This is a genomic window from Actinacidiphila epipremni, assembly GCF_012034175.1.
In the GTDB taxonomy this organism is placed as follows: domain Bacteria; phylum Actinomycetota; class Actinomycetes; order Streptomycetales; family Streptomycetaceae; genus Actinacidiphila; species Actinacidiphila epipremni.
This window is the reverse complement of record NZ_JAATEJ010000027.1, coordinates 15,779-32,742: the sequence shown is the minus strand read 5'-3', so window position 1 is coordinate 32,742 and position 16,964 is coordinate 15,779. Positions and strand designations below refer to the sequence as shown.

At 73.7% G+C, this 16,964-nt stretch carries 10 protein-coding genes; 7 read left to right on the top strand and 3 right to left on the bottom strand.

All coding sequences use genetic code 11. The annotated features are described in order from the left end of the window. Nucleotides 1-176: 176 nt before the first annotated feature. Nucleotides 177-2,921 carry a DEAD/DEAH box helicase gene (locus HCN08_RS27545; RefSeq protein WP_167985977.1) on the bottom strand — a complete coding sequence of 915 codons (2,745 nt, stop codon included), beginning with the start codon at nt 2,919-2,921 and terminating at the stop codon, nt 177-179. Nucleotides 2,922-3,107: 186 nt separating this feature from the next. Between HCN08_RS27545 and bldG the strand changes: the two genes are divergently transcribed. The 5 genes from bldG to HCN08_RS27520 all read left to right on the top strand — a co-directional run bounded on the left by bldG (nt 3,108) and on the right by HCN08_RS27520 (nt 9,066). Beyond that, nucleotides 3,108-3,449, top strand: a complete 342-nt coding sequence (bldG, locus tag HCN08_RS27540; RefSeq protein WP_031520166.1) for an anti-sigma factor antagonist BldG — start codon at nt 3,108-3,110, stop codon at nt 3,447-3,449. 79 nt (nt 3,450-3,528) lie between these two features. After that, the gene (locus HCN08_RS27535) at nt 3,529-3,936 is read left to right on the top strand and encodes an ATP-binding protein (protein WP_206319315.1); all 408 of its coding nucleotides are present in this window, start codon (nt 3,529-3,531) and stop codon (nt 3,934-3,936) included. Nucleotides 3,937-4,139: 203 nt separating this feature from the next. Continuing rightward, nucleotides 4,140-6,548, top strand: coding sequence for a sodium-translocating pyrophosphatase (locus HCN08_RS27530; protein ID WP_167985975.1), 2,409 nt, complete (start codon nt 4,140-4,142; stop codon nt 6,546-6,548). Nucleotides 6,549-6,799: 251 nt separating this feature from the next. Continuing rightward, entirely contained in the window at nt 6,800-7,384 is a 585-nt protein-coding gene (locus tag HCN08_RS27525) for a small secreted protein (RefSeq protein ID WP_322974713.1), read from the top strand. Nucleotides 7,385-7,539: 155 nt separating this feature from the next. Next, on the top strand, nt 7,540-9,066 hold the full coding sequence (locus HCN08_RS27520; RefSeq protein ID WP_167985973.1) for a DUF7059 domain-containing protein: 1,527 nt from the start codon (nt 7,540-7,542) through the stop codon (nt 9,064-9,066). Between the two features lie 47 nt (nt 9,067-9,113). Here the strand turns inward: HCN08_RS27520 and HCN08_RS27515 are convergent, their stop codons facing one another. Together HCN08_RS27515 and HCN08_RS27510 are read right to left on the bottom strand one after the other, a co-directional pair. Then, nucleotides 9,114-9,449, bottom strand: coding sequence for a DUF2752 domain-containing protein (locus HCN08_RS27515; RefSeq protein WP_322974712.1), 336 nt, complete (start codon nt 9,447-9,449; stop codon nt 9,114-9,116). Between the two features lie 160 nt (nt 9,450-9,609). Beyond that, nucleotides 9,610-10,197 carry a hypothetical protein gene (locus HCN08_RS27510; protein WP_167985971.1) on the bottom strand — a complete coding sequence of 196 codons (588 nt, stop codon included), beginning with the start codon at nt 10,195-10,197 and terminating at the stop codon, nt 9,610-9,612. Nucleotides 10,198-10,448: 251 nt separating this feature from the next. Between HCN08_RS27510 and topA the strand changes: the two genes are divergently transcribed. Beyond that, nucleotides 10,449-13,262, top strand: a complete 2,814-nt coding sequence (topA, locus tag HCN08_RS27505) for a type I DNA topoisomerase (RefSeq protein ID WP_167985970.1) — start codon at nt 10,449-10,451, stop codon at nt 13,260-13,262. Between the two features lie 324 nt (nt 13,263-13,586). Then, nucleotides 13,587-16,664, top strand: coding sequence for a dTMP kinase (tmk, locus tag HCN08_RS27500; RefSeq protein WP_167985969.1), 3,078 nt, complete (start codon nt 13,587-13,589; stop codon nt 16,662-16,664). Nucleotides 16,665-16,964 lie beyond the last annotated feature (300 nt).

Below are 16,964 nucleotides of genomic sequence, written 5' to 3'. Positions count from 1 at the left end.
GGTTCGGCCAGGTAGAAGCGGCCCCGCCCTGCGCTGTCTCGCCCGGCGTGGTGGCCGTCTCTGCCCGGCCGAGCTGCCCGGGCGGGCAGAAGCCGCCCTACCCGTCGTCGGCTGACTCGGCGTGGGCGGACGCGGCCCCATCGGCCGGCGGCCCGCCCCGCGCGGCGGCCGTCTCCTCAGCCGTCGTCCCCTTGCCCGGCGTGGCAGCTGGCCTCACTTCGCGCCGTCTCACCCGGCCGGGTGGAAGCGGCCTCACCCGTCGTCGGCTCACCCGGCGTGGCAGCCGTCGCCTCACCTTGCGGCGTGGAGGCCGCCCCGCCCTGAGCTGAACCCAACGCGGCGGCCGTCGCCTCACCCCGCGGCGTGGAGGCTCCCTCGCCCCGCGCCGCAGAGCCCGGCCCGCCCGGCGCTGCGGCAGGCGGCTCCGAAGGCGGGGTGGGGGTCAGGAGGGTGGTGAGGAGGCGGATGGCGGCGGGTTTGTTCAAGGGGTCGTTGGCGTTGCCGCATTTGGGGGATTGGACGCAGGACGGGCAGCCGGAGTCGCATTCGCAGGAGGTGATGGCCTCGCGGGTGGCGGTGAGCCAGGTCAGGGCGGTGTGGAAGGCGCGTTCTGCGAAGCCGGCGCCGCCGGGGTGGCCGTCGTAGACGAAGACGGTGGGCAGGCCCGTGTCGGGGTGGAGGGGGACGGAGACGCCGCCGATGTCCCAGCGGTCGCACGTGGCGAAGAGGGGGAGCAGGCCGATGGAGGCGTGCTCGGCGGCGTGCAGGGCGCCGGGGAGCTCGTCGGGGTGGATGGCGGCGGCGTCGAGGTGGGCGTCGGTGACCGTCCACCACACCGCGCGGGTGCGCAGCGTGCGCGGCGGGAGGTCCAGCTTCGTCTCGCCGAGGACCTCGCCGGTCACCAAGCGGCGGCGCAGATAGGACACCACCTGGTGGGTCACCTCGACCGAGCCGAAGTGGATGCGGGCCTCGCCCCACGGCTCCTCGACGTCCGAGGAGAGCACCCGGATGGCCGTGGTGTCCCGGGCCATCGTGGAGTAGGGCGGGTCCGCCCGGGTGACGAGGGCGACACCGTCGTCGAGGTCCAGCTGCTCGACGAGATACGTGCGCCCCTGGTGCAGATGCACCGCCCCGTCGTGCACGGCGGTGTGCGCCGAGCCCGCGTCCACCGTGCCGAGCAGCCGCCCCGTCGCGGACTCCACCACCTGCACCGGCTTGCCGCCCTCCCCCCGGATGTCGGCGAGGTCGGCGGCGCGTTCCCGGCGGGTCCAGTACCAGCCGGCCGCCCGCCGCCGCAGCAGCCCGCGCCGCTCCAGCTGGCCCAGCAGCGCCGGCGCCTGCTCGCCGAAGAGGGGCAGGTCCTCCTCGGTGAGCGGCAGCTCCGCCGCCGCCGCGCACAGATGCGGGGCGAGCACGTACGGGTTGTCCGGGTCCAGCACCGTGGACTCCACCGGCTGCTCGAAGATCGCCTCCGGGTGGTGGACCAGATACGTGTCGAGCGGGTCGTCCCGCCCGACCATCACCGCGAGCGCCCCCTGCCCCGAGCGCCCGGCCCGCCCGGCCTGCTGCCACAGCGAGGCCCGCGTGCCGGGGTAGCCGGCCAGCACGATCGCGTCCAGGCCCGAGATGTCCACGCCCAGCTCCAGGGCGGAGGTGGACGCCAGGCCCAGCAGCCGGCCGGAGTGCAGGTCCCGCTCCAGGGCCCGGCGCTCCTCCGGCAGGTAGCCGCCCCGGTAGGCGGCGACCCGCCCCGGCAGCGAGGGATCGATCTCGGCGAGGCGTTCCTGCGCGATCATCGCGACCAGCTCAGCGCCGCGCCGCGAGCGTACGAAGGCCACCGTCCGGGTGCCCTGGAGCACCAGGTCGGTGAGCAGGTCCGCGGACTCCGCGGTGGCGGTGCGGCGCACCGGGGCGCCGTGCTCGCCGGACAGGTGCGTCAGCGGCGGCTCCCACAGGGCGAAGGCCAGCTCGCCGCGCGGCGAGGCGTCGTCGGTGATCTCCGCGACGGGCACGCCGGTGAGCCGGGTCGCCGCCCGCGCCGGGTCCGCGGAGGTCGCCGAGGCCAGCAGGAAGACCGGCTCGGCACCGTAACGGGCGCACACCCGCCGCAGCCGGCGCAGTACCTGCGCCACGTGGGAGCCGAAGACACCCCGGTAGGTGTGGCACTCGTCGATCACGACGTAGCGCAGATGGCGCAGGAAGGACGACCAGCGGGCGTGGCCCGGCAATATGCCGCGGTGCAGCATGTCGGGGTTGGTGAGCACGTAGGTGGCGTACTGCCTCACCCATTCGCGTTCTTCGACGGGCGTGTCGCCGTCGTAGACCGCGGCCCGCACCGCCGTGCCCAGCGGAGCCGCGAGCGCCGCCACCGCCCGCCGCTGGTCGGCGGCCAGCGCCTTCGTCGGCGCCAGGTACAACGCGGTCGCCCCGCGCCCCCCGGACCCCCCAGCCCCGCCCGACCCGCCCGAGCCCCCCGACCCGCCTGAGCCGCCGGCCCCGCCCGACCCGCCCGAGCCCCCCGTACCCCGGAAACCCCCCGACCCGCCCGACCCCCGGGAACCCCCCGGCGCACCGCCGGCGGCCTCCGCCCCCTCCAGCAGCGCACTGAGCACCGGCGCCAGATACCCCAGCGACTTCCCCGACGCCGTCCCCGTCGCCACGACCACCGACGTGCCGCCCGCCGCCAGCTCCGCCGCCCGCGCCTGGTGCTCCCACGGACGGGCGATCCCGGCCGCCTCGATCGCCGCCACGACCTCCGCCCGGATGCCCGCCGGCCAGGATGCATGACGTCCGACCCGCGGGGGCAGGTGCTCCGTATGGGTGATGCGCGCGGCACGGTCCGCCCCCGCGGCGAGCCGCTCGAGAGCGCGGCGGGGGGACGGGCCGGCGTGCGCCGACTGCGGAAGACGATCCTGGGCCATCGGCACTCAGTGTGTCACCGGCGTGCCGGACAAACGCGGTAAGGCGTCGTGCTCGCCCACCGCGAAGTGATTGAATGCCATCGCGGCTGCCGGTCCTTCGCCTACCGTTCGGTGGGAGAAGGACCCTTACTCCTCGGTGGGGAGGCCCCTGGGGGAGTCGCGTCGATGCAAGGTGCTGGAGGATCCGTGGACCTGTCCCTGTCGACCCGAACCGTCGGCGATCGCACGATCGTCGAGGTCGGCGGCGAGATTGATGTGTACACCGCGCCCAAGCTGCGTGAGCAGCTGGTGGAGCTCGTGAACGACGGCAGTTACCACCTGGTCGTGGACATGGAGGGAGTCGACTTCCTCGACTCCACCGGACTGGGCGTGCTCGTCGGCGGACTCAAGCGGGTGCGTGCGCATGAGGGATCGCTGCGTCTGGTGTGCAACCAGGAGCGCATCCTGAAGATTTTCCGTATCACCGGTCTGACCAAGGTGTTCCCGATCCACACCTCGGTCGACGAGGCTGTCGCGGCGACCGACTGATCTTCGCCCGAGCGAAGGGGTACCGGACGGTGTCGCCGTCCGGACCCCTGTGATGCCCGTGTCATTCGAGGGGGAGGCCATGCCCACCGTAGAACTGCTCTTCAGCGCCCAGCCGGAGCATGTGCGCACCGCACGGCTCGTCGCGGCTGCCGTGGCGCGCCGGGCGGGGGTGGACGAGGCGGCTCTGGACGAGGTGCGGCTCGCGGTGGGCGAGGCGTGCAGCCGGGCGGTGGGCCTGCACCGCAGCAACGGCGTCGAGGCGCCGGTGCGGGTGATGCTCAACGAGGACGAGAAGTCGTTCTCCATCGAGGTCGCGGACGAGGTCCCGGGCAATGCCGCGGGCTCCGCGCCCGACTCCGGCGCCGACGAGGCCGCCGACGACGAGGGCGAGATGGGCCTGGCCGTCATCAGCGGCCTGGTCGACGACGTCAAGGTGATCGAGGGCGCCAACGGCGGAGTGATCCGCATGAGCTGGCCCACGCCCTGAGCAACCGCATTACGCCGGCATTGTTTCGCGTGCCCGCGATTATGGCCGGAATTCCGGCGCAATCCTCTGCGAGCACCCTTTTCTGATCTTTCCCGGCTCCCTACACTCCGGACATCCTGCTCAGCTCGCCTGAGCGTCGCGGCTTAGTCGACCGCCGAGCCGTAGGAGCCGCACGCCCATGCGCCAAACGTCAAGGAGGACGAATGGCGGGGCCACTCAACGAAGAGTTCAGCATGCTCGCCGCCGCGCATCCGGTGCTCACCGACGGAAACCGGCTGCTCGTATGGATCATCGCGGTCGTCGCCGTCGCGGCGCTGGCGCTCGCCGCGGTCCTGGTACGTCAAGTGCTCGCGGCGGACGAAGGCTCCGACGCCATGAAAAAGATCGCCGCTGCCGTGCAGGAAGGCGCCAACGCCTACCTCGCCCGGCAGTTCCGCACCCTCGCGGTCTTCGCCTTCGCCGCGTTCTTCCTGCTCATGCTGCTGCCCGCGGACGACACCTCGCAACGTATCGGCCGGTCGATCTTCTTTCTCGTCGGCGCGCTTTTCTCGGCGATCACCGGATACGTCGGAATGTGGCTCGCGGTACGCAGCAATGTGCGGGTCGCGGCGGCGGCGCGGGCCGCGACACCGGAAAGCGGAGAACCACCCGCGGACCTCACGGACGTATCGCACCGGGCCATGAAGATCGCATTCAGGACCGGCGGCGTCGTCGGAATGTTCACCGTCGGACTCGGGCTGCTCGGGGCGTCCGCCGTCGTCCTGGTCTACAAGGCCGACGCGCCCAAGGTCCTGGAGGGATTCGGGTTCGGCGCGGCGCTGCTGGCGATGTTCATGCGGGTCGGCGGCGGCATCTTCACCAAGGCCGCCGACGTCGGCGCCGACCTGGTCGGCAAGGTCGAGCAGGGCATCCCCGAGGACGACCCGCGCAACGCCGCGACCATCGCGGACAACGTCGGCGACAACGTCGGGGACTGCGCCGGCATGGCCGCCGACCTGTTCGAGTCCTACGCCGTCACCCTGGTGGCGGCACTCATCCTCGGCAAAGTGGCCTTCGGCGACGCGGGCCTCGCCTTCCCCCTCCTCATCCCGGCGATCGGCGTGCTCACCGCCATGGTCGGCATCTTCGCCGTCGCGCCCCGCCGCTCCGACCGCAGCGGCATGTCGGCCATCAACCGCGGCTTCTTCGTCTCCGCGCTGATCTCCCTGGCCGGCGTCGCCGTGGCCGTCTACACCGCCCTGCCCTCCTCCTACGCGGACCTGCACGGCGTCGGCCCCGACATCACCGGCCACGCCGGCGACCCGCGCGTGCTGGCCCTGGTCGCGGTCGCCATCGGCATCGTGCTCGCCGCGCTGATCCAGCAGCTCACCGGCTACTTCACCGAGACCACCCGGCGCCCGGTCCGCGACGTCGGCCGCACCTCGCTCACCGGCCCGGCCACCGTCGTGCTCTCCGGCATCTCCCTCGGCCTGGAGTCGGCGGTCTACTCGGCGCTGCTGATCGGCCTGTCCGTCTACGGGGCCTTCCTGCTCGGCGGCACCTCCGTATGGCTGGCGCTCTTCGCGGTCGCGCTGGCCGGCACCGGCCTGCTGACCACCGTCGGCGTCATCGTCGCCATGGACACCTTCGGGCCGGTCTCCGACAACGCCCAGGGCATCGCCGAGATGTCCGGCGACGTCCACGGCCAGGGCGCCCAGGTGCTCACCGACCTCGACGCGGTCGGCAACACCACCAAGGCCATCACCAAGGGCATCGCCATCGCGACCGCCGTGCTCGCCGCGACGGCGCTGTTCGGCTCGTTCAAGGAGGCCGTCGACACGGCGGTCGGCAAGGCGCATCCGGCCGCGTCCGACGCCCGCTGGCTGTCGCTGGACATCTCGCAGCCCAACAACCTGGTCGGGCTGCTGTTCGGCGCGGCGGCGGTCTTCCTCTTCTCCGGGCTCGCCATCAGCGCGGTCTCCCGCTCGGCGGGGGCGGTCGTCTACGAGGTGCGCCGGCAGTTCCGCGAGCACCCCGGGATCATGGACGGCACCGAGAAACCCGCGTACGGCCGGGTCGTGGACATCTGCACGAAGGACGCGCTGCGGGAGCTCGCCACCCCCGGCCTGCTCGCCGTCCTGGCCCCGGTCGCGGTCGGCTTCGCCCTCGGCATCGGCTCGCTCGCGGCGTATCTGGCGGGCGCGATCGGCGCCGGCACCCTCATGGCGGTCTTCCTCGCCAACTCCGGCGGCGCCTGGGACAACGCCAAGAAGCTCGTCGAGGACGGCCACCACGGCGGCAAGGGCAGCGAGGCGCATGCCGCGACCGTCATCGGCGACACGGTCGGCGACCCGTTCAAGGACACCGCGGGCCCGGCCATCAACCCGCTGCTGAAGGTCATGAACCTGGTCGCGCTGCTGATCGCCCCGGCCGTCGTGAAGTTCAGCTACGGCGTCGACGCGAACGCCGCCGTACGGGTGGTCGTGGCCGCCGTCGCGATCGCCGTCATCCTCGCGGCGGTGTACGTCTCCAAGCGCCGCGGTGTCGCCATGGGCGACGAGTCCCCCGACGGCTCCACGGACGGCTCCGCCGAGGACCAGGAGGACCCCGGGCAGCGGCTGCGCACCGCCTGAACGCCCGGAGCGGGCGTGAGTTCTGCCACACCGTCAGCCCGCCGGCGGGCGCCCCGCACCGGACCGCGATCCGGCCGGGCGCCCGCCGTACGGGCAGGTCAGCGCGCACGGTACCGCCCCTTGCTACGAACGGCTTGAATATCGGACGAATGGCGGCGAACTCCCCGCGCGATTCGTGGTCGGCACCCCTTCCCCGTGTAAGTTCCGGGGCCGTGAAGGCCACGGAGAAGGCCACGGAAGGGACCCCACCGGTGAAGCTGAACCCCAGGCGCCGCGCCGCGCTGTCCGGCGCGGCGGTGCTGCTGGCGCTGGCGCCGCTGTCGTCGGCCTGCTCCAGCGACGACACCGGCAAGAAGCTCGACACATGGGCGAAGGGCGTGTGCGACCAGACCGCGACGCAGGTCACGAAGATCAACGACGCGAACGTCGCGCTCACCAAGGTCGACAGCGGCGGCAAGCCGCAGGACGTCCAGGCCGCGGACTCCGCCGCCTTCCAGCAGATCTCCGACGCGTACAAGGCGCTCGCCGGCATCTTCACCGCTGCGGGGCCGGCGCCCGGCAGCGACGGCGAGCAGTTCCAGCAGCAGGCCGTCACGTCCTTCACGGGGCTGTCCACGCAGTACGCGGGCCTGAAGAAGCAGGTCGACGGGCTCGACACGACCGACCAGAGCAAGTTCGCCGCCGGGCTCCAGGGCGTGTCGGACTCCTTCACGAAGGCCGGCACCGACGGCGAGCAGGCCCTCCAAGCACTGCGCAAGGGCGACCAGGGCAAGGCCCTGGCCAAGCAGCCCGGCTGCACCTCCGCCGCCCAGTCCGCCGCCCCGACCGCCTCCTAGCCGCCCGGTACGCGCCGGGTACGCGCGCCGGTAAGCCCGTACCGCCCGTACGCCCCGCACCCGTACGCCCGCACCGCCCGCGCGCCCCACGCCCGTACGCCCCACGCCCGTACGCCTCGCGCCCGCCGCCGCGGCCGTCCGGGACAATAGCCCTCGTGACACCTCCGCGCCCGCCCCGCCTCCCCGCCCCCGACAGCGCGCCCGCCCTGCGCGACGACCTGCTCGCCGCGGACTTCACCGCGGACGGCTGCCTCGACCTGCTCGGCGCCGTCGGCTACGCCGCCCTCAGCCGCGCCGAGACCGTGCCGGCCCTGCGCGCGACCCGCGGCGGCAGCCCGCTCGACGCCCTCGTGCGGCTCTTCCTGCTCCAGCAGCCCGTCCCGCAGGCCCGCGCCCGCGCCGCGCTGCCGGGCCTGGACGGCTACCTCGCGGACGGCTGGCTGACCCGCGACGGCGCGGACGTACGCGCCACCGTCGACGTACGCCCCTACGCCGGCGACGGCGGCGCGGACTGGTGGATCGTCTCCGACCTCGGCTGCGCGGTCGGCGGCGCCGGCGGCATCGGCAGCGCGCCCGGCGTGGACCGCGCCGACCTCGTCCTCGGCGTCGGCGGCGCCTCGACGACGCTGGCCGGCCTGACCGTGCGCGAGCCCGCCGGCAGCGCCCTCGACCTCGGCACCGGCTCCGGCATCCAGGCGCTGCACGCCTCCCGGCACGCCACCCGCGTCACCGCCACCGACGTCAACCCGCGCGCCCTGCACTTCGCCCGCCTCACCCTCGCGCTGTCCGGCGCGCGCGAGCCCGACCTGCGGTCCGGCAGCCTCTTCGAGCCGGTCGGCGCCGACGAGCGCTTTGACCTCGTCGTGTCCAACCCGCCCTTCGTGATCTCCCCGGCCGGCCGCTTCACCTACCGGGACGGCGCAATGGGCGGCGACGACCTGTGCGCCACCCTCGTACGGCAGGCCGCCGACCACCTCACCGAGGGCGGCTGGTGCCAGCTGCTCGCGAACTGGCAGCACGTCGAGGGCCAGGACTGGCGCGAGCGGCTGAGCGGCTGGGTGCCGGCCGGCTGCGACGCGTGGATCGTGCAGCGCGAGGTGCAGGACGTCGCGCAGTACGCCGAGCTGTGGCTGCGCGACGGCGGCGACCACCGCGACGAGCCGGCGGCGTACGCGGCCCGCTACGACGCCTGGCTCGACGACTTCGAGCGCGCCAAGGTCAACGGCGTCGGCTTCGGCTGGATCACGCTGCGCAGAACCGGCTCCGACCAGCCCGTGTTCACCGCCGAGGAATGGCCGCACCCGGTGGAGCAGCCGCTCGGCCCGCACATCGCCGGCTGGTTCGCCCGGCAGGACTTCCTGCGCCGCCACGACGACGCCGACCTGCTCGAAGCCCGCTTCACCCTCGCCCCCGAGGTCGTCCAGGAGCAGGTCGGGATGCCCGGCGCCGAGGACCCGGAGCACGTCGTGCTGCGCTCGGCCCGCGGCATGCGCCGGGCCACCGAGGTCGACACGGTCGGCGCGGGCTTCGCCGGCGTGTGCGACGGTACGCTCCCGGCCGGCCGCATCGTCGACGCCATCGCGCAACTGCTCGGCGAGGACCCGGTGGTGCTGCGCGACCGCACGCCGGCCGCGATCCGGCTGCTGGTCGGCCAGGGCTTCCTGGAGCCGGTCACGGACTGAGCCGCGGTCACCGCGACGGGTCCTGGGCTGAAACCAGCCGTCCGGGCTCAGTACACGTTGCGCAGCACGGCCCACGCCACCAGCAGCACCGCGACCGCCACCGAAGCCCGCGCCCCCAGCACCGGCCGCCACCGCCGCCCGCGCAGCCCCAGGGCCGCCCAGCGCCCGGCGACCGCGAGCAGGAAGGGCGTGCAGAGCAGCAGCAGCGCGTTGTCGTGGAAGGCCCGCACCGGATCGGCGTGCAGCAGGTCGTACGCCATCCGGGTGGCCCCGCAGACGGGGCACAGCAGCCCCGTCGCCCAGTTGAACGGGCAGCGCGGCAGCAGGTGCCCCGGCTGGTGCGGATCGGTGCGGTAGAGATACGCCGCCGCCGCGGCCCCCACCGCGAGCGCGCCCAGCGGCCCGGCGGCCGGATGGCCGAAAACCCTCCGTGCCGAAGCCGAAGCCGGGGCAGCCGGGACCGCCGACGCAGCCGGGGCCGCGCCGGCCGCAGGAGCCCGGGCAGCCCGCCCCGCCGTACCGCTCACCGCGTACGCCGGACCGTCACGAGCACAGCGTGCGCGCGTAGTTGACCTGCTGCGTGATCGCGTAGATGTCCTGCGGCCCGCGCACCGGGATCATCACGGCGTGGTATTTTCCGCCGCTGTTGACCGTCACCTGCGCGTATCCCGTGGTCACCTGCTCCTTCATCAGCAGGAAGAGCAGCCCGAGCAGGCACGCGAAGAAGAAGATGACGGCGAGCACGATCGCGTATGTCGGCGTCTTGGACTCCGTGCGGGACATGTCCGAGACCGTCCACACCGCGCCGCGCAGCGGCAGCACGCCGGCCGGCGTGACGATGCCGGATTCGGTCACGGCGATGTCGCCTATGGTCATGAGCGTCGCGCCGGTGCCGCCCGGTGCCCCCGCCGCGCCGTGCTGCCAGCCCGCGCCGGGCACCGGCACCGGCAGCTGCCCGGGCGGCGTCGGCGGCACCCCGCCGGGCGCGCCGGCCTGCGGATAGCCGTAACCGGGCATCGCGGGCATCGTCGGCTGGTAGGAGGGCAGCGCGGTGTGCTGCACCTTCGGATCGTCGTGCGGACTGCTGCCGCCGTAGGAGTTGTTGCTCCCGTACGGGTACTGGTCGGACATCGTCCCCCCTGTCCTGCTGCGGCCGGCCGGGCGGGCGGCCTCCACCGCCATTGTGTCCGACCATCCTGTCAGCCCGCAGGCCCCGCGTCCCCCCTCCCCGCGGGTCTGACATGACCCGTCCATGCGGCAGACAGACCGCTTGTCGGGTTACCGTTCGGATGGCGTTGTTGACTTTTCCCGTTTGACACGGGACCGGGAGGTACGGTCACACTCCGCAGCGTCACCCCTTCGAACCGGAGAGAAGAGCGAAGTTGTCCCCGACCCGCGAGACCGCACCAGCCGGCCGCCGACTCGTCATCGTCGAGTCGCCCGCCAAGGCGAAGACGATCAAGGGCTACCTGGGTCCTGGGTACGTCGTCGAGGCGAGCGTCGGGCACATCCGCGACCTCCCCAACGGGGCCGCCGAAGTGCCGGCGGAGTACAAGGGCCAGCCCTGGGCGCGCCTGGGCGTCAACGTGGACAGCGACTTCCAGCCGATCTACGTCGTCAACGCCGACAAGAAGGCGCAGGTCAAGAAGCTCAAGGACCTGCTCAAGGAGTCCGACGAACTCTTCCTCGCCACCGACGAGGACCGCGAGGGCGAGGCCATCGCCTGGCACCTCCAGGAGATCCTCAAGCCCAAGGTGCCGGTCCACCGGATGGTCTTCCACGAGATCACCAAGGACGCCATCCAGGCCGCCGTGCGCAACCCGCGCGAGCTGAACAAGCGCCTGGTCGACGCCCAGGAGACCCGCCGCATCCTCGACCGCCTCTACGGCTACGAGGTCTCGCCGGTGCTGTGGAAGAAGGTCATGCCGCGGCTGTCGGCCGGCCGCGTCCAGTCGGTCGCGACCCGGCTCGTCGTGGAGCGCGAGCGCGAGCGCATCGCCTTCCACTCCGCCGACTACTGGGACCTCACCGGCGTCTTCGACACCGGCCGCACGGGTGACTCCACCGACCCGTCCACCCTCAACGCCCGGCTCGTCGCCGTCGACGGGCTGCGGGTCGCGCAGGGCCGCGACTTCGACGCGTCCACCGGCGCGCTCAAGCAGGGCGCGAACGTCCTCCAGCTGGACGAATCCGCCGCCCGCGCGCTCGCCGCCGCGCTCGCCGACACCGCCTTCGCCGTCCGCAGCGTCGAGTCCAAGCCCTACCGCCGCTCGCCGTACGCGCCCTTCCGCACCACCACCCTCCAGCAGGAGGCCTCGCGCAAGCTCGGCTTCGGCGCGAAGGCCACCATGCAGGTCGCCCAGAAGCTGTACGAGAACGGCTTCATCACCTACATGCGTACGGACTCCACCACGCTGTCGGAGACCGCGATCGGCGCCGCCCGCGCCCAGGTCACCCAGCTCTACGGCGCCGACTACCTGCCGGACAAGCCGCGCACGTACGCCGGAAAGGTGAAGAACGCGCAGGAGGCGCACGAGGCGATCCGCCCCTCCGGCGACCGCTTCCGCACCCCCGCCGAGACCGGCCTGACCGGCGACCAGTTCCGGCTCTACGAGCTGATCTGGATGCGTACGGTCGCCTCCCAGATGAAGGACGCCGTCGGCCAGTCCGTCTCCGTCCGGGTCGGCGGCACCTCCGCCGACGGCCGCGACGCCGAGTTCAGCGCGTCCGGCAAGATCATCACCTTCCACGGCTTCCTCAAGGCGTACGTCGAGGGCGCCGACGACCCCAACGCCGAACTCGACGACCGCGAGCGCCGGCTGCCGCAGGTCGCCGAGGGCGACGCGCTGACCGCAGGCGAGATCACCGCCGAGGGCCACTCCACCAAGCCGCCCGCCCGCTACACCGAGGCGTCGCTGGTCAAGGAGCTGGAAGAGCGCGAGATCGGCCGCCCCTCCACGTACGCCACGATCCTCGGCACGATCCTGGACCGCGGCTATGTGTTCAAGAAGGGCACGGCGCTCGTCCCGACCTTCCTCTCCTTCGCCGTCGTCAACCTGCTGGAGAAGCACTTCGGCTGGCTCGTCGACTACGACTTCACCGCCTCCATGGAGGACGACCTCGACCGCATCGCCCGCGGCGAGGCCGAGTCCGTGCCGTGGCTGCGCCGCTTCTACTTCGGCACCGAGGAGCCCGAGGCCGCCGGCAGCGCCAACGGCGGGGCCAACGGCGACCACCTCGGCGGCCTGAAGGAACTTGTCGAGGACCTCGGCGCGATCGACGCCCGGGAGATCTCCTCCTTCCCCGTCGGCGACGGCATCGTGCTGCGGGTCGGCCGCTACGGCCCCTACATCGAGAAGGGCGAGCGCGACACCGAAGGCCACCAGCGCGCCGACGTCCCCCCGGACCTCGCGCCCGACGAACTCGGCGTCGAATACGCGCAGGAGCTCTTCGCCCGCCCCAGCGGCGAGTTCGAGCTCGGCACCGACCCGCAGACCGGCCGCCCCATCGTCGCCAAGGACGGCCGCTACGGCCCCTACGTCACCGAGGTGCTGCCCGAGGACACCCCGAAGACCGGCAAGAACGCGGTCAAGCCGCGCACCGCCTCGCTGCTGAAGTCGATGTCCCTCGACACGGTGACCCTGGAGGACGCGCTGCGCCTGATGTCCCTGCCGCGCGTCGTCGGCAAGGATGCGGAAGGCGTCGAGATCACCGCGCAGAACGGCCGCTACGGGCCGTACCTCAAGCGCGGTACGGACTCGCGCTCGCTGGAGAACGAGGAGCAGATCTTCTCCATCACGCTGGACGAGGCGCTGGCGATCTACGCCCAGCCCAAGCAGCGCGGCCGGGCCGCGGCGAAGCCGCCGCTGAAGGAACTCGGCACCGACCCGGTGAGCGAGCGCCCCGTCGTCGTCAAGGACGGCCGCTTTGGCCCTTACGTGACGGACGGCGAGACGAACGCGACGCTGCGCCGCGACGACGACGTCGAGACGATCACCCCGGAGCGGGGGTACGAACTCCTCGCGGAGAAGCGGGCGAAGGGGCCTTCGAAGGCCCCGGCGAAGAAGAAGGCCGCCCCGGCGAAGAAGGCTGCGCCGGCGAAGAAGGCTGCCGCCGCGAAGAAGACGACTCCGGCGAAGAAAGCCGCTGCCGCGAAGAAGTCGACCCCCCGCAAGGCCTCACCCCCCGCCGAATAGCCGACCCCCCGGCCGGGGACTGCGGCTGCCGCCGCATGGGCGCGCCCGGCGGGTGCTTGCGGCTGCGTCGGGCGTTGCTTTTCAGGGGCGCGGGGAACTGCGCGACTAGCCGTATGCGGCCCGCAGGCCGTCACCGTCCGAAAGGGGCTGTTGCTGTCGTGTCCGGACCACCGGCCGGTGGCCGGTTGCGCGCGCAGTTCCCCGCGCCCCTAAAAAGCATGGCGCGGCCGGGGGCGGATCGGGCTTAGTGCGGCGGAGTGTGGGGCAACAGTCGGGGGGACGGCACCCCGGAGGGGTGCGAGGTGAGAACGATAGGCTGTTGGGATGACGCCATCTACGCCGCAGCCCGCTGACGTCACGGACGCGTTCGCGGAGGATTTGGCCGCCGATTCGCGCGACCGCGCAGTCCGCGCGCTGCTCAAAATCCCCTCGCTGCGGAAGCTGTGGAACGCCCAGATGACCGGCGCGGTCGCCGACCGCCTCGGCCTGCTGGTGCTGCTCCTGCTGACGGTGCAGGCGGCCTCCGGGGCCGCCGCCTTCGGGGGCGGGTACCGCGGGGTCGCCTTCGCCGCCGCCGCGGTGTTCGCGGCGCGCCTGGTCGCGACCGTACTGTTCGGCGCCGTGCTGCTCGGCCCGCTCGCCGGGCTCACCGCGCAGGACGGCCCGCTGGACCGCCGCTGGACGATGATCGGGGCCGACGGCGTACGCCTTGGCCTGTTCATCGTCGCCCCGCTGTGGATCACCTGGACGCCGGACTCGGCATACGTATGGCTGCTGCTCAGCGTCTTCGCCGCCGGCGCGGCCGAGCGCCTGTGGGCGATCGCCAAGGACGGCGCCGCCCCCGGCCTGCTGCCGGCGCCCGGCGACACCACCGTACGGCCGGCGCCCGACCGGCTCGCGACGCTGCACCGCCTCGACCTGCGGACCAGCTTCGTCGCGCTGCCGCTCGCCGCCGCGGCGATGGTCGTCATCACGCTCGTCAACATTCTGCTCGCGACCGGCGTCGACTGGTTCGACCTGCACCAGGTCGCGCTGTCCTCGTACGTCGCCGCGGGGCTGTTCTCCTCCTCGATCGCCGTGCTCTCCGCGCTGGAGCTGCCCGCCGGCACCGCCGCCCGGCCGCGTTCCCCGCTGGAGGGGCTGCGGCTGCCGAAGGGCCCGGCCGGCGCGGAGAACGGCCGGACCGGCGCGCTGCCGCTGCTCGTGCTGTCCACCGCCGCGGTCGCCGGCGCGATCGCCGCGGCCGTCGCCGTCGCGGTGCTGCACGCCGCCGCGATGGGCTTCGGGCCGACCGGCTTCGGGCTGCTCGTCCTGCTGCTCACCGGCGGCACCGTCATCGGCATCCGGATCGGCCCGCGGACGCTGCCGGGCCTGTCCCGGCGCCGCCTGCTGGCCCTCGCGATCGGCCTGACCGGCATCGCGCTGCTGCTCACCGGCCTCGTGCCCGACCCGACGACGATGCTCGCGCTCGCGCTGCTGGCCGGCGTCGCCGCCGGGGTCAGCGCCAACACCGGGCACGCCCTCGTCGAACAGGAGGCCGAGCAGACCCGCAGGGCCCGTACCGTCGAGCACCTGCAGGCCGTCTCGCGTGCCGCGCTCGGCGTCGCCGCGATCGTCGCGCCGCTGCTCGCCGCCGCGATCGGGCCGCACCGCGTGCACCACGGCCACTTCACCTTCGACCACGCCGGCGCCGCGTACACGCTCATGCTGGTCGGCGCGCTGCTGCTGCCGGTCGCCGCGCTCGTGCTCGGCAAGACCGACGACCGCCGCGGGGTGCCGCTGCGGCGCGACCTGCGCGAGTCGCTGCGCGGCGCGGAGCCGGCCACCGCGACGTCCGAGGCGGGCTTCTTCATCGCCGTCGAGGGCGGCGACGGCGCCGGCAAGTCCACGCAGGTGGAGGCGCTGGCGAGCTGGATCAGGGCCAAGGGCCACGAGGTCGTCGTCACCCGCGAGCCGGGCGCGACCGCCGTCGGCAAGCGGCTGCGATCGATCCTGCTGGACGTCTCGTCCGGCGGCATCTCGCACCGCACGGAGGCGCTGCTCTACGCGGCGGACCGCGCGGAGCACATCGAGACGGTCGTACGGCCGGCTCTCGCGCGCGGCGCGGTCGTCATCACCGACCGCTACATCGACTCCGCCGTCGCCTACCAGGGCGCCGGCCGCGAACTGGCCCCCACCGAGATCGCCCGCATCAACCGCTGGGCCACCGGCGGGCTCGTCCCGCACCTGACCGTCCTGCTCGACGTCTCGCCCGAGACCGCGCGGGAACGCTTCACCGAGGCGCCCGACCGGCTCGAGTCCGAGCCGCCCGAGTTCCACCAGCGGGTACGGTCCGGCTTCCTCACGTTGGCCGCCGCGGACCCGTCCCGTTACCTCGTGATCGACGCGGGGCAGGAGCCGGAGGCCGTCACGACGGTGATACGGCACCGGCTCGACGAGGTGCTGCCGCTGTCGGAGCAGGAGATCGCGGCGCGGGCCGAGGCCGAGCGCAAGGCCGCCGAGGAGGCCGCGCGGCTCGCCGCGGAGGAGGCGGCGCGCAAGGCCGAGGAAGAGCGCAAGGAGCGGGAGCGGCGCGAGCAGCTGGAGAAGCTGCGCCGCGAGGAGGAGGAGCGGCGGCTCGCCGCGGAGGAGGCCGCCCGGCAGGAGATCGCCGAGCGCAAGGCCGCGCAGGAGGCGGAGGCCGCCCGGCTGCGCCAGGAGGAGGCGGACCGGCTCGCGGTGGAGGAGGCCGCGCGCGTTGCGGCCGAGGAGGCCGCGCGTGAGGCCGAGCAGGCCCGGCTGCGGCGGCTCGCCGAGGAGCAGGCCAGGCTGCGCGCGGAGGCGGAGGCCCGGCGGCTGGAGAAGCAGCGCCGGGCGGAGGAGGCGCTGCTGCGGGCCGAGGCCGCGAGGGCCGCGGCGTCCGCCGCCGCGGAGGTCGAGGCGCCCGCGTCCGACGACGAGGCGACGACGATCGTCACGCCGGTCGTCCCGGCGGACGACGCCGAGACGACGACGGTGCTGCCGCCGGTGGCGCCGCCGGACGAGGAACCTGACGCCGACGAGACGAAGGTGCTGCCTGCGGTGCAGCCGCCGCATGAGGACGAGCCCGGTGAGGGGCCGGCCTCGGCGTCCGACGAGACCGCGGTGCTCCCTGCGGTGCCGGCCGAGCCGGCGGAACCCGCGGAGCGCCCCGACGCCCCGCCGCCCGTCCCCGGCACCGCGCGCGACGCCGACCCGGCCGACCGCGTCCCCCCGTGGCTCTTCCGCCCCGAGCCCACCGACCCCGAACGCACCCGCGAACTCCCCACGGCATCCCCCGCCCCCCGCCGCCCCCGCCCCCACTGGGCCGAGGAAACCCCCCTCGACGACCTCCCCACCCTCGCGGACGAACTCCTCGGCCCCCACGAAGACCCGCCCCGCTAGGTTTCCCCGAGGCCCCTGCGCCCGGGCGGTCGGCCCGCCCCGGGCTGCCCCATGCGGTGCCCGCGCGACCATCCGCCGGTGGCCGGTTGCTCGCGCAGTTCCCCGCGCCCCTGATTGGTTGGCCTCACGCGCGGAGACGAGCCCCTGCCGTCGCACCCGGCAAGGCGTGGGGGTCCCCCCCGATGGGCTTACGGCTGCGGCGCGGGTCGGCATACCAGGGGCGCGGGGAACTGCGCGACAAGCCACTCACCGGCGGATGGTCGCGCAAACCACCGCAAGCAGCAGCCCGGAGCGGCACCG